The organism is Enterovibrio coralii (assembly GCF_001559595.1).
In the GTDB taxonomy this organism is placed as follows: domain Bacteria; phylum Pseudomonadota; class Gammaproteobacteria; order Enterobacterales; family Vibrionaceae; genus Enterovibrio; species Enterovibrio coralii.
Genome location: NZ_LNTY01000029.1, coordinates 60,276 through 79,323 on the forward strand (window position 1 = coordinate 60,276; position 19,048 = coordinate 79,323).

Below are 19,048 nucleotides of genomic sequence, written 5' to 3' on the forward strand. Positions count from 1 at the left end.
TGAAGCAACACTGACCCAAAGCAGTGCAAAAACTGTGATCTGTGTTGCTCGATGGTTGGTTTGGTATACAAGTGGTGTCTAGATGGGGCACGGTAGAAAACAAAAAAGGAGCCAATCGGCTCCTTTTCTTTAGCTTGTGAAATTACATCACACGCATACCAGGCTGTGCACCTTCGTGAGGTTCCAGCAGCCACAGGTCTTTACCACCAGGCCAGCTGCCAGGATCATGCCTTCTGACATGCCGAACTTCATCTTACGTGGCTTCAGGTTCGCAACAACTACGGTGTACTTACCAATTAGATCTTCTGGGTTGTACGCAGATTTGATGCCAGAGAATACCTGACGCGTTTCACCGCCGATGTCCAGTTGGAACTTCAGCAGTTTGTCTGCTTTAGGCACAGATTCACATGAGATGATTTTCGCAATGCGCAGGTCAACTTTCGCAAAGTCATCGAACTCGATTTCTGGTGCGATAGGCTCATCCGCCAGCGGACCTTTTGCTTTTTCTGCTACGGCTTTCTCAGCGGCTGCATCTTCTTTAGATGCTTCAACCATGGCTTCAACGTTCTTAGGATCGATGCGGTTGAACAGGGCTTTGAACGCGCTAACCTTATGCGCTGTCAGTGGCTGAGCAACGCCTTCCCAAGACATTGTTTCGTTCAGGAATGCTTCTGAGCGTGCAGCCAGTTCTGGCATAACAGGCTTCAGGTAAGTCATCAGTACGCGGAACAGGTTGATGCCCATGGTACAGATAGCTTGAAGCTCAGCGTCTTTGCCTTCTTCTTTCGCAACAACCCAAGGTGCTTTCTCATCCACGTACTGGTTCGCTTTGTCAGCCAGTGCCATGATTTCACGGATTGCACGGTTGTATTCACGCTTCTCGTACAGATCGCCAATGCGCTCTGCCGCTTCAGCAAACTCAGCGTACAGTGCTGGTTCTGCACATTCAGCAGACAGCATGCCGTCGAAACGCTTAGCGATGAAACCGGCGTTACGTGACGCCAAGTTAACCACTTTGTTCACGATGTCTGAGTTAACACGTTGAACGAAATCTTCCAGGTTCAGGTCAAGATCGTCGATACGGTTGTTCAGTTTCGCGGTGTAGTAGTAACGCAGACATTCTGGGTCTAGGTGTTTCAGGTAAGTGCTCGCTTTGATGAACGTACCTTTAGACTTAGACATTTTCGCGCCGTTTACCGTAACGTAGCCGTGAACGAATACGTTGGTAGGCTTACGGAAACCTGAGCCTTCCAGCATTGCTGGCCAGAACAGGCTGTGGAAGTAAACAATGTCTTTACCAATGAAGTGGTAAAGCTCTGCGTCGCTGTCTTTCTTCCAGTATTCGTCGAAGTCTACTGCGCTGTTTTTGTCACAGTAGTTTTTGAACGAGCCCATGTAACCGATAGGTGCGTCCAACCATACGTAGAAGTATTTGCCTGGTTCGCCTGGGATTTCGAAGCCGAAGTATGGTGCGTCACGAGAGATGTCCCACTGTTGCAGGCCAGACTCGAACCACTCGTTCATCTTGTTTGCCATTTCTTCTTGCAGCGCACCAGACTTGGTCCACGCTTGCAGCATGTCACCAAACTGTGGCAGGTCGAAGAAGAAGTGCACAGAATCTTTCATGACAGGAGTAGCACCGCTCACCGCTGATTTTGGATTGATCAGATCGGTAGGCTGTACGTTTCACCACAGTTGTCACAGTTATCGCCGTATTGGTCTTCTGCTTTACATTTCGGGCACGTGCCTTTTACGAAACGGTCTGGCAGGAACATTTCTTTTTCTGGGTCGAACAGCTGTGAAATGGTGCGGCTGTTGATGAAACCGTTGTTTTTCAGCTGGGTGTAGATGTACGACGCCAGTTCACGGTTCTCATCGCTGTGAGTGCTGTGATAGTTATCAAAGCTGATGTCAAAGCCTGCGAAATCTGCTTCGTGCTCTTTTTGCATTTCAGCAATCATGGCTTCAGGCTCAATACCCAGTTGCTGAGCTTTCAGCATGATAGGGGTACCGTGTGCATCGTCTGCACAGATGAAGTTTACAGTGTTGCCACGCAGGCGCTGGTAACGCACCCATACGTCTGCCTGAATATGCTCTAGCATATGACCCAAATGGATTGAGCCATTTGCGTAAGGCAGGGCACAGGTAACCAGAATTTTACGTTGGTTTGCAGCCATAATTTAGATTGTTCGCTTTTGACAAATGAATCGGATGAATGCCGCAAATCTTACCTGATACGCGTTGGAAAGCCTAGCTTTCGCAGTGGTATTCCCGGTTAACGGGCTTAATTCATGTTTGAGCACGAAAACCGTGTGAATCCGCGGAAAATTCATTAGGCTAAAAGAAGTTTCACATTTCCAAGTCGGAGAGCCTTCCCACTATGTTTTTTGGCCGTGATAAAAACCAACTCGCAGAGTTGAATGACGTCATCTCACTTCTAAATCAATTCGAGCATTCCGCATTGGTTGCTGATTGGGCAAGCCATAAAGGCTTGGTAACGCAATCCAAAAAAGGGGATGTTTCTGTCACGTTTCCCTTTGCTGCGAATGACCTTATTCAGTCCCTGAACGAATGGCTAGAAGCGAAAAAAGAAGCGGGAGAGGATATTCCAGATATCGCCATCACATCGCGTGTTGCACCCATCAAAGCAGGCGATAAAGCCCTACTGAAAGGGGTGAAGAACTTGCTGGTGGTGAGTTCAGCAAAAGGTGGTGTGGGCAAGTCCACTACCTCAGTGAATCTGGCGTTGGCGTTGAAAGCACAAGGTGCAAAGGTCGGTATTCTTGATGCCGATATCTATGGGCCGTCATTGCCAATTATGCTCGGCACCAAGGGTAAGCAACCTATTACGCTCGATGGCAAGTTGATGGAACCGATTGAAGCGCACGGTCTGTACAGTAACTCCATCGGCTATTTGGTGCCGGATGAAGATGCCATGGTGTGGCGCGGGCCGATGGCTTCTAAAGCATTCGCTCAACTTGTTAATGAAACCCGTTGGCCTGACATCGACTATTTGATTGTCGATATGCCACCGGGCACCGGTGATATTCAACTCAGCCTTGCTCAGCAATTCCCTGTCACGGCAGCCGTCGTTGTGACAACGCCACAGGACTTGGCATTGGCCGATGCTATTAAGGGCGTCGCAATGTTTGAAAAAGTCGCGGTCCCGGTACTCGGGGTCGTGGAAAACATGAGCTACCATATCTGCAGCCAGTGTGGTCATCATGAAGCTATTTTTGGTCACGGTGGGGCGGTGAAGATAGCAGAGCAATATGGATTATCTTTGCTCGGTCAGGTGCCTTTGCATATCCAAATCCGCGAGGATATTGATGCCGGTAACCCGACGGTTGAATCTGCCTCGGAAAGTGAGTTCTCGACCATTTATAAGCAGCTTGCTTTGAATGTTGCCAGCCAATTGTATTGGCGTGGCGATGTGGCGGCTGAATCTATCGCGATCACGACAGTGAGCTGACGCGCTTTTCTTCAATCGTCCTATGGAGTTGAACAATGCGCATTCAATGTGATGAAACTTTGGGCATCTTGCTTTAGTTTGAGACTTTTATCACAAATTTAGATAGAAAGCGCGAGTTCAACTCCCTATAATCAGGCGGTTTATTTCTCGCCATATTTCCGGGTATTCATTTATGAGTGACAACAACCAATGTGTCATTATCGGTATCGCAGGTGCTTCTGCATCCGGTAAAAGTTTGATCGCCAGTACAATCTATCAGGAACTAAAAGAAAAAGTGGGCGATCACCAGATCGGTGTTATCACGGAAGACCGCTACTATCGCGACCAAGGTCACCTCAGCATGGAAGACCGCGTCAAGACGAACTACGACCACCCGCAGGCGCTTGACCATGATCTGCTGTGTAAGCACCTTAATGAGCTCATGGAAGGCAAATCAGTAGAAGTACCACAGTACAGCTACTCAGAGCATACCCGTATGGAAGAAACCACCACAATGACACCGAAGAAAGTGATCATTCTGGAAGGTATTCTTCTGCTGACTGATCCGCGTCTACGTGACATCATGCACGCCAGCATTTTCATGGACACTCCTTTGGATATCTGTCTTCTTCGCCGTGTTAAACGCGACGTTGCAGAGCGTGGCCGTACTATGGATTCAGTGTTGGAACAGTACCAAAAGACTGTTCGCCCAATGTTCATGCAGTTCATTGAGCCTTCAAAGCAATACGCGGACATTATCGTTCCTCGTGGCGGTAAAAACCGTATCGCGATTGACGTGCTAAAAGCACACATCGCGAAACTGCTAAAAGCATAAACAAGAGAGCCGGACGAAAGTCCGGCTTTTTTTATACCTGTCGAACGACAAAATGTGACTTTTTTGCTCGATAAACAATACACATTTTAAATAGTGAGTATCGGGCGATATACCCAAGTATTCTGAATCCAACCCTCTTCAGATTGCTTGGGTATATTCTTGAAATTGCATCATTTGCAGCAACATTTTCCTCGCTGATTCGTTAAGATAGTTGCAATTTGTTTTGTCGCCTTTCATAAGGAACTGATTACCATCATGAAAAAGCTTCTCTACATCCTTCTTGGCTTGGTGCTTTTGGTTGTCATCGCCATTGGTGTCATTGTCGCCGTGATAAACCCTAATGACTTTAAACCGTTGATTGCGGATGAAGTGAAAAAAGCAACGGGGAGAGAGTTGGTTATTGATGGCGATATCAGCTGGCGTTTTTGGCCAAGTCTTGGCTTGTCGGTTGAAAAGCTGGCCTTCAAAAACCCACAAGGTTTTGCAGAACCTGACATGCTGAAGCTGGATAAAGCAGAGATGTCAGTTGCCGTAACGCCTTTGCTTTCAGACCAATTGGATATCGGCGTAGTGAGTCTTTACGGCGCACATGTGTTTATTCAAACCCTGCCAAACGGTGTCAGCAACTTGGATGGCCTTTCTGGCGAACCAACGACAACTGAAGACACCGCAAATAACCAGACTGCGCCAGCGCAAGCTGAAAGCGCACCTGCGGATACCAAGCCTGCGAAAGCATGGACAATCACCATTGGCGGATTGGATATTGTGGATGCCAGCGCAACCGTGCGTGATGACAAAGCGCATACTCAAAGCGAAATTTCATCGTTGAACCTGAACATTGGCAAGCTGGAAACGGGCGTTTGGGTGCCGATTGATTTTGATGTTACGGGCAAACAAAACGCGCTGACCTTTAATGCCAAGGGCAGTGCAGAAGCCATGATTGACAAAGAAATCATGAAATCTCAGCTGCGTAAACTGGCTTTAACCGCGAGTGCGTCTGATGCACAGATGAAGCTGGAAAGTGCCACCATCAACGCTGACCAATTGGGCTTGGGCGTTCCAATGGCACTGAGCTTTGAAGCAAAAGGCAACGCGAACGAGATGGCATTCGATGCCAAAGGCAAGACGTCGCTGAGAGTGGATGAAGCCATCTCGCTGATTTCAGCCACAGATATGGAGCTAAACACTCAGGTGTCAGGGAAAGGCCTGCCGCGCCCAGAAATGAAGATTGGCTTCAATGGCGATATCGAGTTCGATAACAAAGCGAAGAAAGCCGCGCTAACCAACATGAAAGCCTCGGTTGATGAGCTGAATGTCGATGGTGAAGCGAGCGTAGTCTTAGCGGATATCCCGAAAGTACGCTTTGATGTTCACAGTCCAAAAATCGACGTTGATGCGTTCCTAGGTACCAAATCTGCGCCTGCGGAGAAACCTGCAAGCAGCGGTGGTAGCGCGGGAGACAAACCCGCTGCACCTGCCAAGAAACAACCGCTGAGCGAGGTTGAACCTGATCTGTCTGCGCTGAAAGGACTGGATATTGCGGGTGTCATCACCATTGATGATTTTATCGCGAGCAATGTGCAAGTGACTGATGTGATGGCGAACTTTGCGGTTAATCGCGGCAAGGTCGCTATCAATCAATTCGATGCCAAGCTTTATGGCGGCACCATCAATGCAAAAGGTAGTTTGGACGCAACGGTGTCACCTGCCCGTTATCAAGCGACCAAAGGCATTAAAAACGTTGAAGTACAACCACTGCTCATGGCGGCTGCAAACCAAGATATGCTATCTGGTAAAGGCAGCATTGATGTCAACGTTAGCGGTGTGGGCCTGTCTGAAAAACGTCTGCGCAGCGGCATTACGGGTACCGTAGCGATTAACTTCGCGGATGGTTCGATAAACGGCATCAACATTCCTGAAATGATCCGTGAAGCCAAAGCAACGTTGAAAGGTCAGCGTGCGGAGTATGTGGAAGAGACCCGCAAGACCGACTTCAGTGGCATGAGCGCAACCTTCAACTTGGGCAAAGGCATTGCGTCAACGCGTAACTTGAAGATGGAAGCTCCAGCTCTGCGTGTTCATAGCGAAGGTCAAACTAACCTGCTGAACGAAACACTGGACTTTAATGTGTTCGTTTCAGTGGTTGGCACCAGTAAAGGTCAAGGCGGTAAAGACATTGACGAGCTGAAAGATCTGACCATTCCTGTGAAGATCAACGGCACTTGGCAAGCCCCCGGCTATGAGCTGGATGTGAAGGCACTGCTTTCAAGCAACAAAGTGCTGGAAGAGAAAGCGAGAAAAGAAGCTGAGCGCGGATTGAAGAAGTTGTTGGGCGATAAAGCCGAAGACGACAAGGTCAAGCAAGTAACGGACAAACTGCTTAAAGGCTTGTTCAACTAAGCGTTATAAAGTTTTATAAAGAAAGCCACCTAGTGTGGCTTTCTTTTTTATGCCTAATCAGCAAGTTAAACGCACCTCGAATCAGCCGAACCTCTCGTGTCTGCCTATACTGTTGTCTAAGAAAGTTTATAAAACGAGACAGCCATAGACAACGCGCTAGCAAGGACGGCCAGATGACAACACGCCTGTTCATACTACTTTCTCTCTTTTTGTGCTTCCCGGCATCGGCAAAGGACAGCTTTAAGGTGTGCTGGAGCCATTACGTGGGGTGGGAGCCATGGCACTACGTTGATACGAGTGGGACACTCAAACGATGGGCAGAAAAGTACGGCATTGATGTCTCCATTGAGCGCGTCGATGATTACGTGGATTCTCTTGAACGATTTACCAATGGCGAGTTTGATGCTTGCACCATGACCCAGATGGATGCGTTAGCGTTTCCCGTAGCCCAAGGCGTCGATACCAGTGTGTTGATTGTCGGCGATTACAGCAACGGGAATGATGGCCTTGTCAGTCATGAAGCCAAGACAGTGCCAGACATCAAAGGCAGTAACGTCTTGTTGGTAAAATACTCTGTTTCTCATTATTTGCTTAACCGGGCTTTGTCGAAGTCAAAAATGACCGAAAATGATGTTGAGATTGTCGACACGTCTGATGCCTTGATTTTAGAGGCCTTTAGCAAGGACAAAGGCGTCAATATGGTGACATGGAACCCCATTTTACAGCGTGCTGTGGGAGAGACCGATGCCAATGTCCTGTTTGATTCCTCTCAATTGCCGGGCGAAATTTTAGATGTCATGGTGGTGAAAACTGGCGGCGATGAGAGGCTCAACAAAGTGCTGGTTGGAGCATGGTTTGAAGTGATGGAAAAGCTTCAGCGCGAGGACAAAGCCGTACTTTCTGCCATGGCGGAAAGCGCAGGCGTCACCTTGGTGTCTATCATCAAACAACTTGATGCAACCAAGATGTTTTACAGCCCAAGAAAGGCGGTTCGAATTGCTCAAAGTAACTCACTGTTTAAGGCCATGAATAATGTGCGGGCGTTTTGTTTTGAACAAGGTTTGATGGGTGATATCGAGGATGTCGATGCGTTAGGAATTTCGTTTCCATCCGGAAAAGTGCTTGGGGACTCTGAGAATATCAAACTGAGGTTTGATAGCCGGTACATGGAAATGGCGGTAAACAACCAACTTTGAGTTGAGAAAGATTAAATGGGAGCAAAGGCAAAAACCTTTGCTCTTTTTCCGTTAAGCGCGTGCTTTTTTCTTCGTTTTCTCGTGCTTTAGCATGTCTTGCAACGCTGCCAACAAGTCAACAGCAGACAACATGCCGACAAGTGCGTCGGTTTTGTCTAGCACAGGCAAGGCACCGACATTGTGCGCCATCAGTGTCTTATTCGCTTTTGACAGGGTTTCATAGGTGCGGCAGGTAATGACATCTTTTTCCATAACATCGCCAACCGTGAGGTCGTCAGATAGAAGGTAGGGATGTTCGATGTCGGGCGCTTCATCTGCCCAGTTTGGACGGCGTAATTGCCGATCACTGATAATCCCAACCAGTTGCTCGTCTTCCATCACAGGGAGGTGTCGAATGTCTTCATCTCGCATGAGGAAGTAGCTTCCCGAACGCCCATTTGAGGGGTAATAGTAATGAGTTTACGTGTCATATAGTCTGATACTTTTCCTGGCATCCTATTTTTTCTCCTCTTTAATCATCTCACTTTAAAACCTACAAAAAGTAGGGTTGAAATGTTGAGAGCCAGAGCACAAAAATCCCGTGGCGATATCGAAACTCCGTAACGAAATATTTTCTAATTCGTACAGAGGAAGATAGTATTCACGCTGATAACGATAATGATTTAGGAAGTAGTAATGGATTCAATTTCTCAAGCGGCTTTGGGGGCGGCGGTTGCTGGACTGGTTGCAGGAAAGCGTTGTACGCCAACGGTTTTGCTTGCTGGTGCGGCATTAGGAACCTTGCCTGACTTGGATGTTTTGCTCGATTATGGCGACCCCATTTCCAACATGATCAAGCACCGAGGCTTCAGTCACTCGCTGTTTGTTCTGATCCCATTTGCCGTCGCACTTTCTTTGGTTTGGAAACGTTTTGTAGCGACATCATGGCCTCTTTGGCAATTGATGACACTGATTACGCTTGCGCTAACCACGCACCCAATTTTGGACTCCTTTACTACCTACGGCACGCAACTGTTCTGGCCATTAGCTGTGCCACCGGTTTCTATTTCCAGCATCTTTATTATCGATCCGCTTTATACCGTGCCATTACTTGTGCCTGTGCTAGCGGCGTTCATTTGGCGAAGCAAGCAGCGAAGCTGTGCGGCGTCGGTCTTGCGTTGTCTTCCCTCTATTTGTGTTGGTCGCTGATTGCGATGGGAATCATTAAAGACCGTGTGGAAGACAACGTGGCAGGTACACACCTTGAGGGTCAGCCAGTGTTTGTTGCACCCACTCCACTCAACACCGTGCTTTGGCGCATAGTAGTGTTGGATGGCGATAAATACTGGGAAGGCTTAGCGTCTCTGAAGGATGAAGACCCAACCATTGATTGGATGCCCATGGAGAAAGGCAATTGGCCATTCCCAGCCAAACCAAAGCTTCTGGATGATTTTGAGTACTTCACCAATGACTTTGTCCGCTTCCAGCAAGAAGGGAAGGATCTGACCATGACGGATTTGCGTTTGGGCATGGCCATGTACCAACCGTTTAAATTCGTGGTGGCGCAAAAGGGCGAGGATCAAGTCTGGCACGTCGTTGAGCCTGAGCAGGTTGACCCAGGCCCAGTCTTACCAAGACAAATTCCAGCGTTGTGGATGCGACTACTTGGCTGGCAGAGTATTGATGCCATGCTGTGTAATGAGAACGACTGTTTTCGGGACGGTTAAACAACAAGGGCTCCAAACGGAGCCCTTGTTGTTTTTCGCGAGGCAGTATTACCAGTCGATGCCTTTACGCACTTTCACGCCGGCTTCAAAAGCATGTTTGACGTTACGTACCTCAGAGACGGTATCTGCCATTTCCGTGAGTGTGCGATGCGCAGCGCGGCCAGTGATAATGACCGACTGTTCACTTGGACGGTTTTCCAATGCCGTGACGACTTCATCCAGTTCGACATAACCGTAGGTCACCATGTAGGTCATTTCATCAAGCAGAATGACATCGTAGCTTGGGTCCGCTAGCATTCGCTTACATTCTTGCCACACTTCTTGTGCCGCGCGTGTATCGCCTTCTTTGTCTTGCGTATCCCACGTAAAGCCAGTTGCCATTACATGGAACTCAACGCCGCATTGTTGCAGCAGATTTCGCTCACCACACTCCCATGTGCCTTTAATGAACTGGGCAACACCACACTTTTGTCCGTGACCCGTTGCGCGGGTGATCATGCCAAACCCTGAGGTTGATTTTCCTTTCCCGTTGCCGGTGATGACCAGCAGCAGGCCTTTTTCAATTTGAGCCGCGGCGACGCGTTCATCCACTTGTTCTTTGACTTTCTGTTGGCGGGCTTTGTAGCGATCGTCGCTCATTGTCGGGTCCTTTAATTCAAATAGCTGATTTCTATGCGCTGCTTTCGCGAATGGATCACAACATACCAAAACCAATTTTTATTGGAAGCGTGAACCGAAAGTAAATCTGAGTAAATCGCTATGGTATTTCAAATCGTATGTTAATCCGTCAACTACAATCACTCAGAACGCAACATAAGGGGATAGCATAATGAAATCGTTAGGATGGCTGGTTTTAGGTTTGTCTTTGAATGCAACGGCGGGTGAAGTCGTCAACTATCAAGCCGATGGCATGGACTTAGAAGGCTACTATGCCGCAGCACAAGGGACGCCAAAAGGCTCAGTACTGTTGATTCATGACTGGGATGGCTTGACTGGCTATGAGCAAAAACGCGTCGATATGCTTTCCTCCATGGGTTACAACACCTTTGCAGTAGACTTGTATGGCAAGGGAAACCGTCCGGTTGAAACCAGTGCGAAAAAAGCTGAGGTGGGCAAGCTTTATAAAGATCGAGAGAAAATGCGCGGCCTTATTTTGGCGGGGTTAAACCGAGCAAGAGCAATGGGGGTTGAAGATGTGGTGGTCGCGGGCTATTGCTTTGGCGGCGCGGCGACACTCGAGCTTGCCCGGTCGGGTAAAGGTGACGGTGTAAAAGGGTATGCAACGTTCCACGGCGGCCTGAAAACACCGGCGAACCAAAGCTACCCTGAAAATACTGCACCCATCTTTGTCTCTCATGGTGGCGCGGATAAAGGGATCCCAATGACGGATGTAGCTGACCTATCTGTTCAACTTGAACAAGCGAACGTGCCTTATCTGATTGAAGTGTACTCTGGGGCGCCTCATGCCTTTACGGTGTTTGATTCCAACCGTTATCGCGAAGCGGCAGACAAACAGTCGTGGGCTACCTTCAGCGAATTTCTCGAAGCCAACCTTTAAAGGCTAGCGGTAAGCGAGTGCCACAAAGGTTAAGATCCATCAAATGAGGCGGCAGTTCTTGTTGTTTGTTGTCTGACAAATCATGGTGCTACAGACGTCAGTCTGCTAGATTGGCATGAGTAAAAGTTGTCAGACAAGACAGGATGTCGCCTCACTATGAAAAATCACCAAGCCAAAAAGATCCTCGTTGTATGTATGGGAAACATTTGCCGTTCTCCGACCGGAGAAGCCGTGCTAAGGCAAAAGGCGAGTGAGCGTGGCATCGACGTGTTTGTCGACTCTGCGGGCACCATTGGATACCACGAAGCTCTAAACCGGATGCCAGAAGCCGAGCAGCGGGTGAAGCGCGCGGCTATGACTTCTCAGGGATTTACTCTCGCCCCGTGGTAATGGAAGACTTTGAACGCTTTGACATGATTCTGGCTTCAGATAAAGCCAACCTCGCTGACCTTCTCGATGACTGCCCAAAACAATACCGTGACAAAGTCTCTTTGTTTTTAAGCCATGGTGATTCCAAGCTGGATGAAATTCCCGACCCTTACTTTGGGGCAGGAAGAGGCTTTGAGCTGGTGTTAGATTTGATTGAAGACGCCAGTGACAGCATTTTGGATAAGTGCCAGTAGCGTTTGAATTTTCACCTATATTGAAAAGCCTGTCCCTGTCAGGCTTTTCTTTTTCTTGCCTGCATTTGCTAAACACTGAGCAAACTCACGGTATAACCCTTGTTTAAAATAGTTTGCTCTTATAAATTTAGGATCTATAGCTGCCATTTTAGTTTGAGGTAAGGGATTGAAACTTCAACAGCTCAAATATCTTAAAGCGATAAAGGACAACAATCTGAATGTGTCCGCTGCTTCACAATCGCTTTTCACTACGCAACCAGGCGTCAGCAAGCAAGTAGGGTTGCTTGAAAAAGAGCTGGGTGTTCGCATCTTTGAACGCCGCGGTAAGAACCTGAGTGGTATCACACCGATAGGCGAGCGCATTCTGGAGCAGGTCGAGCGCATGCTTGCCTTGGAGCAGAAGATCAAAGCATTGGCGAACGAACACTTGGATCCAAGTGTAGGCACGCTGAACATATACACCACGCACACCATTGCGCGTTACCTGCTGCCAAACAGTGTGTCTTACTTCACCCGTAAGTACCCAAACATTAACTTCCACCTGCATCCGACACTGCCGTTGCAAACCAAGGGCGTGATCAGCAAGGGCCATTCAGACTTTTCTATCGTGGCGCATGATGTGGGCTTGGACAATGACTTGATTGTGTTGCCAGCATACCGTTGGACTCTGGGTCTGGTTGTGCCAGAAGATCATCCATTGGCTGACATTTCGAAGCCGACACTCAAGCAATTGGCTGAATACCCAATCTTGAGTTACGAGCCGGGTGCGACGGGGCGTCGTACACAAGATGAAGCGTTTGAGCGAGAAGGATTGTCGCCGAACTACTTCATGACGGTGATGGATGCGGACGTGATCAAGCGTTATGTTCAGCTCGGCTTTGGTATCGGTATTGTGTCATCACTGGCAGCGCGAGATATCAAAAACACTGGGCTTAAGTACATTAACCTTGACCACTTGTTCGAGCCGTCGAATGCGTGGATTTGTTTCTCGAAAGACATCCTGCTGCAAAACTACATGTACGATTTCTTGACCTCATTCTCGCCGCATCTCACCAAAACTTTGATGGAAAATGTGTTGATGCAAAACAGCAGTGAGAAAGTGGACACCTTGTTCGAAGGGCTTGAACTCCCGGTTTACTGACGAACATCGAATAGAAAAAAACGCCAGCGACATGCTGCGTTTTCGTTTGTAGGCTAAGGCTACTGACCATCATTTTCCGGTGGTGTACGAATCACTCTGCCCTGATTGTTATTCACCTCAGGGTGGTCAACCAGCAAGTGTTTTCTAATCGCTGGTGGCACAGGTTCATTCTCCGGGTGGTGATGGTGGTATATCGGCGTTTTAGGTCGATATACATGATGAGGTCGGTCACCTTCTATGACGGTGTCGGGAATGCGTTTCCCAATAATGATTTCGATGGCCGTCATTGGGTCGGACTCATCAACCTCAACCACTTGGGTTTCTGTGACCTCTTCGGCTGCACTCAGTGAAAATGCATAGCCACCCAAAAGGATTGGCACAAACACGAGTGCAAGTCGACGAAGCACTTTAGAGTTCAGATCTGCAAAATGCATCTTTCCCCCCTAGGCCATTGAGCCATTGTCTCTGTTGTCGCGCGCCGCGATGAAGCCATAGAAAATATAGCCAAACAGCGTCAAGATTGCGCCATAGAAGACGGCCGATTGACCACAGGCGTAGACGCCATAAATACTGTAAACCACCGCCAAGGTGCCGATGAGTGCGCCCGTTTGGTATTCCTTCTTGCTGACATTTTTCTTGCGAAGGATCACTTCGAGACCCGTCAGTGACAGAATGTACGGCACCATGTTGATAAATACCGCCAAGTTAAGCAGGACGTTAAACTGATTTACGAGGTTTGGCGAAATGGTCATGAGTGCGAGTGCCAGCTCCAGACCTAGCATGATTAACATGCCTTTGATAGGTGCGTCTGCTTTGTTTACCTCACCAAATACTTTTGGGAAAAGCTTGATGTCTGCTGCGGCTTTTGACACTTGCGCATTCGTGAACTGCCAACCCAGCAAAGAGCCGATACAGGCGATAACAGCCAAGGCTGTGATGATGCTACCGACCGTTTCGTTAAACATATAGGTATAAACCAGACCAAATGGCGCGTCCGATTTCGCAAGTTCAGCGTTTGGAATAATGCCTTGAATCACCGAGGTGGAAGCGATATACACAATGGCGGTAAAGCTGGTGGCGAGCATACATGCCAAGGGGACATTCTTTTCGGGGTTTTCAACGGCCCCCGAGTTAGCCCCTGCAGACTCTATCCCGAGAAACGCCCAGAGCGTCAAAGCAATACCCGATGATATCGCGGTGATGTTCGTGTCTTGGTGCGGGTTCCATGCTTCTGCAAACACGTCTGGTTTAAACCAAAACCAACCCGCGATAGAAAGACCCACCACAGGAATAATGATACCCCATACGGTAATTGCCGAAATTTGCCCTGTGATTTTTGGTCCCCAAAAGTTGGCTACCATGGTCACGACAAGGATCGCGACAACGGCAATGAAAGTGTGGATAGGGGTGGTTTTAATCCAAGGGAAAAACGGTACTAAGTAACCGGCTGCCGAAACGGCAATTGCAACCGCACTGATTACGAGGCAGACGTAGTAAGTGTAAGAGGCGATAAAAAACGAGGATTTTCCGTGTGCTTCGTTAGCATACGCAGACATACCACCGTCTTTGTTGCAGTACATACCGCACTTTGCAAAGGCATAAGCGATACACATCGCACCAATTGCGGTCACTATCCACGAAAGCAGGGAAATCGCCCCTGTCTGCGCCAAACTGGCCGGCAGCATTATGATGCCTGACCCCATCATGTTGACCGTCACTATGGTAGTGAGGCCAACCAATCCCATTTTGTTTCCTGATGCCATGCTTGTTCTCCACCGCTTGGGCTTTACTTGATATGCGGAAATGAGTTTCTTCCATGCACTGCCTCTACAGAGCATATAAGAGTCGCGCAAAAATGTGACATTTCTCGTGCTACAGAAAATTGCACGAGCCGTCGAAATGAAAGTAGATGCTGGGGCAGGGGAGGTTTGAATCGTTTACAAGACAGAGTGATAGATCAAATCACAGAAAATTGTGATCAATGCAGTTGTAGGGTCGAACCGTTTTCTTTTTTTTCATAGTTGCTCTTTTGCGACTTTGCGTTGCTATGCTCTCTTCTATGGTGAATGAGTCTCAATAAACATTTGAGCGTTCTCTTCTTCATGTACAGTGCTGGGGTAGGCTATGAAAACCTATGGAAAGAAATTTAATGTTCTGATTTTAGAAGAGGCCCACAGAGAGGGTGTTGTTGGAAACGCAATCGACAGATTGGTTTCTGAGCTCGAAGAGGGCGGAGCACGAGTCATGGTCGCCAACAGTTTTGATGACTGTTACTCCATGATTTTCACGAATACGGCACTGGATTGCTTGATGTTAACGTCAGCAATGAGTGGCTCTCAGGCAGAGGAAAACGACAGGTTCTTTGTGCTGATTGATAAGCTCAACCGTCGCCAGCAAGGCGTCCCCGTATTCCTCTTAGCAGAACGTAAAAAAATCACGCTGCATGTCACCAAAGAAATGATGGAAAAGGTTGATGAATTCGCATGGATTCTTGAAGACACGCCTGATTTCATCGCTGGTCGAGCAATTGCAGCAATGACGCGCTACCGAAATCAACTTCTTCCTCCACTGATGTCGGCATTGATGAAATATGACGACATCCACGAGTACTCATGGGCTGCACCGGGCCACCAAGGTGGTGTAGGCTTCACCAAAACACCTGCGGGTCAGCGCTTCTATAACTACTACGGTGAAGGGATCTTCCGTACAGATATGGGGATTGAGCGTGGCAGTTTAGGTTCTTTGCTCGACCACACGGGGTCGTTTGGTGAGAGTGAGCGATACGCAGCAAAAGTCTTTGGCGCACACCAATCGTACTCGCTGGTAACCGGTACATCAGGTTCAAACCGTACGATCATGTCGGCGTGTATGAACGAGAATGACTTGGTCATTTGTGACCGAAACTGTCACAAGTCTATCGAGCAAGGTTTGATGTTATCAGGCTCACGTCCCGTGTATTTGGTGCCAACACGTAACCGTTACGGCATCATCGGCCCGATTTATCCAGACCAACTGTCTAAGCCTGTGCTGGATCAGCGCGCGAAAGAGTACTCACTCACAAAAGACTACGCAGACCAACGTGCTGTGTATGCGGTGTTGACCAACTGTACCTATGATGGGCTGTGTTATAACGCAAAACGCGCTCAAGACATTTTGGCAGAGAGCAGTGACCGTATTCACTTCGATGAAGCTTGGTATGGTTATGCGCGCTTTAACCCGATTTATGAAAACCACTTTGCGATGCGCGGCGATCCGGTAGACGACCCAGATGGTCCAACCGTGTTCGCTACGCACTCGACGCACAAACTTCTCAATGCATTGTCTCAAGCATCATGGCTGCATGTGCGTAACGGTAAAGGCGCGATCAGTTATGAACGCTTTAACCAAGCGTACATGATGCACGCTACCACCTCACCGCTGTATGCAATCAGTGCATCGAATGACATTGCGGTATCGCAAATGGCGGGTAACCGTGGGCATTCATTGACGCTGGAAGTGATTCGCGAAGCGGTGGACTTCCGTCAGGCAATGGGCCGCTTGAATCGCGAATACAACGAGAAGGGCGATTGGTTCTTCAAACCTTGGAACGCGGAAGTGGTGAAAGATCCAGAAAGTGGTCAATCCTATGCGTTTGAAGATGCACCTGCCGATCTGTTGTGTGAAAGCCAAGATGCGTGGGTCATGCACCCAGGCGACAACTGGCACGGCTTCAAAGACATGCCTGCGGACTGGTGTATGCTCGACCCCATCAAGGTCAGCATCCTCGCGCCGGGTATGGGTGATGATGGCAAACTGCTGGACACGGGTGTGCCAGCCGCGCTGGTAACCTTGTACCTAGGACGCTTTGGTATTGTGCCAACCCGTACTACGGATTTCCAAGTGATGTTCCTGTTCTCAATGGGTATCACCAAAGGTAAGTGGGCAACGCTGGTGAATACCCTGATGGCATTTAAACGCCATTACGATGCAAACACACCTCTTGCTGATGCCTTGCCTGATTTGGTGGCAGACTTCCCAGATGCTTACGGCGATTTGGGTCTGAAAGACTTGGGTGACAAGATCTTTGCCTACCTCAAGAAACACAACCCAGGCGAGGTGCTGAACGCGGCTTACGAGACGCTGCCAGAAGCCATCATGACGCCACGTGCTGCTTTCCAAGCGATTGTGGCTGACAACGTGGAAATGGTGCCTTCTCATCAATTGGTTGGTCGTGTCGCGGCGAATGCGGTTATCCCTTACCCACCAGGCATTCCAATGCTGATGTCAGGTGAAAGCTTTGGTGATGAAAGCAGTCCGCAAATCAACTACCTCAAGAGCCTCGAAGTGTGGGATGAAGAGTTCCCAGGTTTTGAGAAAGAAACAGAAGGGACAGAGCTTCACGATGGCGTTTACCACGTGATGTGTGTGAAAAACGTCTAGCTTGCTAATTCTTCCTGAGAGATAAAGAAAAGGCCGGATCATATCCGGCCTTTTTTATTTTAGGGGGAGTCAGCTTGTCTTATGAACAAGCGATGCGAACGAAGATTTGCGCGCCGATCAGCAGGAAATCGTCATCCACGTAGTAAGGGCTTGAGTGCAGGTAGTTACAAATGCCTGCTTCTGCGTTACCACTGCCCAGGAAGAACATCGCGCCTTTCTGGTTTGCAGCCGCGTTAACCATCAGGCTGAAGTCTTCAGAACCTGTCATTGGTTTGCCGTGTGGGTCCAGACGATCTGCAGGAACAGTCGCTTGAGCCGCATCAACAACGCGCTGGTACGCTTCTGGGTGGTTGATTACCGCAGGGTAACCTTCACATTCCATGGTGGTTTTGAAACCACGGATTTCACTTTCTTTCACGAAAGTGCCGAAGCTGTCTTTCAGGATTTGGTCAGTTTCCGCGTCCATTGCACGGATTGTACCGCGAGCCTGTGCGTAGTCAGGGATTGCATTGGGGATGCTACCGCCGTTGAACATACCACAACCGAATACAGCTGGGCTGAATGGGTTAGTACGTTTTGCAACAACGTAGTCCATGTCCATGATGATACGGCTAGCTTCACGAATTGCGTCCATACCTTTTTGAGGTGTAGAACCGTGCGCTGAAACACCGTGTACTTCCAGTGTCCAAGCTGAACCGTAAGACGACATGATGCCGTTGTTGATTTTCACCATGCCGTATTCCAGTGCCGCGTCATTGTGCAGTGCATACACTTCCGCAACGCCTTCCATACAACCCAGCTCAACCATTTTGCTCGCGCCAGGTACACGCATGTCTTCTTCTGCCATTTGGAAAACAAAGCGAACGTTGTGTTTCAGTTCTTCTTTGTTTTCTGACAGGTATTTCGCTGCGGTCAGGATGATAGCCATGTGGGTATCGTGACCACAGTTGTGTGAACGACCTTCGTGAGTAGAACGGTACTCGTTGTCGGTCATGTCTTGCATTTCCAGTGCGTCCATGTCCGCACGGAATGCTACGCGAGCCCATTCTGGGTTCACGGTCAGGTCAGCGATAAAGCCAGTGAAACCTTCGTAAGTGGTCAGCGAGTAACCCATCTCTGTCATCAGTGCCTGACAGTACGCAGAGGTTTTGAATTCTTCACCTGATACTTCAGGGATCTGGTGCAGATCGCGACGGGTCTTGATGCTGAACTCATGCAGGCCCAGCAGTTTGCCGTCCAGATTAAAATTGCTGTACTTAGCTGACATTTAGATAATCCCTTTCATTTGGAAGCCGATTTGCGCAACCATTGATGCGCCGAAGAAACAGCTAGTTGCAACAATCAGGAAGATAACGATAACTTTCCAAGACATCTTCTTCAGTTCTTCCATCTGGCCGCCTACAGACAGACCAGCGAATGCTAGCAACGGTACACACACTGACAGGAACTGGATCTTACCCACAGACTCCAGGAAGTAAGTGCGAACCGGCGTATCTGGAAGACAGATCAAAATACCGATGATGGTTGCGTATGCGAACGTTGGTAGAGAAGAAGGAATGAACTTCTTAGCAACCAGCGACAGGAAAACGATCACTGACATCGCGATGAAGCTGTCAACCATCTCAAGTGGCGCAGTACCGTTCGTCAGGAATTGGGTAAAACCAGCCAGTACAATCGCAAGAGACACCAGCTTCATGTCGTTAAAAATGGCTTTCATGG

At 48.6% G+C, this 19,048-nt stretch carries 12 protein-coding genes and 4 pseudogenes; 9 read left to right on the top strand and 7 right to left on the bottom strand.

Going from position 1 to position 19,048, the window contains the following annotated elements:
• Nucleotides 1-142: 142 nt before the first annotated feature.
• Nucleotides 143-2,177, bottom strand: a pseudogene (metG, locus tag ATN88_RS09055) (methionine--tRNA ligase).
• Between the two features lie 203 nt (nt 2,178-2,380).
• Here metG and apbC point away from each other — a divergent pair.
• The 4 genes from apbC to ATN88_RS09075 all read left to right on the top strand — a co-directional run bounded on the left by apbC (nt 2,381) and on the right by ATN88_RS09075 (nt 7,882).
• Nucleotides 2,381-3,472 (top strand): iron-sulfur cluster carrier protein ApbC, encoded by a 1,092-nt coding sequence (gene apbC / locus ATN88_RS09060; protein ID WP_067414450.1) that lies wholly within the window; start codon nt 2,381-2,383, stop codon nt 3,470-3,472.
• Nucleotides 3,473-3,644: 172 nt separating this feature from the next.
• Nucleotides 3,645-4,286 (top strand): uridine kinase, encoded by a 642-nt coding sequence (udk, locus tag ATN88_RS09065; protein ID WP_067414454.1) that lies wholly within the window; start codon nt 3,645-3,647, stop codon nt 4,284-4,286.
• Between the two features lie 255 nt (nt 4,287-4,541).
• Nucleotides 4,542-6,686 (top strand): AsmA family protein, encoded by a 2,145-nt coding sequence (locus ATN88_RS09070; RefSeq protein WP_067414458.1) that lies wholly within the window; start codon nt 4,542-4,544, stop codon nt 6,684-6,686.
• A gap of 173 nt (nt 6,687-6,859) precedes the next feature.
• Nucleotides 6,860-7,882, top strand: coding sequence for a putative urea ABC transporter substrate-binding protein (locus ATN88_RS09075; protein ID WP_083539451.1), 1,023 nt, complete (start codon nt 6,860-6,862; stop codon nt 7,880-7,882).
• A 51-nt stretch (nt 7,883-7,933) separates the two neighbouring features.
• Here ATN88_RS09075 and ATN88_RS09080 read toward each other — a convergent pair.
• Nucleotides 7,934-8,376: pseudogene (locus ATN88_RS09080) on the bottom strand (CBS domain-containing protein).
• 181 nt (nt 8,377-8,557) lie between these two features.
• Between ATN88_RS09080 and ATN88_RS09085 the strand changes: the two are divergent.
• Nucleotides 8,558-9,588 (top strand): annotated as a pseudogene (locus ATN88_RS09085) (metal-dependent hydrolase).
• 48 nt (nt 9,589-9,636) lie between these two features.
• Here the strand turns inward: ATN88_RS09085 and cobO are convergent.
• The gene (gene cobO / locus ATN88_RS09090; RefSeq protein WP_067414466.1) at nt 9,637-10,227 is read right to left on the bottom strand and encodes a cob(I)yrinic acid a,c-diamide adenosyltransferase; all 591 of its coding nucleotides are present in this window, start codon (nt 10,225-10,227) and stop codon (nt 9,637-9,639) included.
• A gap of 190 nt (nt 10,228-10,417) precedes the next feature.
• Here cobO and ATN88_RS09095 point away from each other — a divergent pair, with 190 nt between their 5' ends.
• The 3 genes and pseudogenes from ATN88_RS09095 to ATN88_RS09105 all read left to right on the top strand — a co-directional run bounded on the left by ATN88_RS09095 (nt 10,418) and on the right by ATN88_RS09105 (nt 12,910).
• Nucleotides 10,418-11,146 (top strand): dienelactone hydrolase family protein, encoded by a 729-nt coding sequence (locus ATN88_RS09095; protein WP_067414469.1) that lies wholly within the window; start codon nt 10,418-10,420, stop codon nt 11,144-11,146.
• A 195-nt stretch (nt 11,147-11,341) separates the two neighbouring features.
• A pseudogene (locus tag ATN88_RS09100) lies at nt 11,342-11,769 on the top strand (low molecular weight protein-tyrosine-phosphatase).
• A 166-nt stretch (nt 11,770-11,935) separates the two neighbouring features.
• A complete protein-coding gene (locus ATN88_RS09105) occupies nt 11,936-12,910 on the top strand; it encodes a LysR substrate-binding domain-containing protein (RefSeq protein WP_067414472.1) in 975 nt (324 codons plus the stop codon).
• A gap of 59 nt (nt 12,911-12,969) precedes the next feature.
• Here ATN88_RS09105 and ATN88_RS09110 read toward each other — a convergent pair whose 3' ends face one another.
• Entirely contained in the window at nt 12,970-13,344 is a 375-nt protein-coding gene (locus tag ATN88_RS09110) for a hypothetical protein (protein WP_067414474.1), read from the bottom strand.
• Nucleotides 13,345-13,353: 9 nt separating this feature from the next.
• Nucleotides 13,354-14,673 carry a putrescine-ornithine antiporter gene (gene potE / locus ATN88_RS09115; protein WP_067414477.1) on the bottom strand — a complete coding sequence of 440 codons (1,320 nt, stop codon included), beginning with the start codon at nt 14,671-14,673 and terminating at the stop codon, nt 13,354-13,356.
• Between the two features lie 361 nt (nt 14,674-15,034).
• Here potE and adiA point away from each other — a divergent pair, with 361 nt between their 5' ends.
• A complete protein-coding gene (gene adiA, locus ATN88_RS09120) occupies nt 15,035-17,329 on the top strand; it encodes an arginine decarboxylase (RefSeq protein WP_067414481.1) in 2,295 nt (764 codons plus the stop codon).
• Nucleotides 17,330-17,408: 79 nt separating this feature from the next.
• Here the strand turns inward: adiA and ATN88_RS09125 are convergent, their stop codons facing one another.
• Nucleotides 17,409-18,596 carry a M20 metallopeptidase family protein gene (locus ATN88_RS09125; protein WP_067414484.1) on the bottom strand — a complete coding sequence of 396 codons (1,188 nt, stop codon included), beginning with the start codon at nt 18,594-18,596 and terminating at the stop codon, nt 17,409-17,411.
• On the bottom strand, nt 18,597-19,046 hold the full coding sequence (locus tag ATN88_RS09130) for a hypothetical protein (RefSeq protein ID WP_067414487.1): 450 nt from the start codon (nt 19,044-19,046) through the stop codon (nt 18,597-18,599). It abuts the gene before it with no gap.
• Between the last annotated feature and the right edge of the window lie 2 nt (nt 19,047-19,048).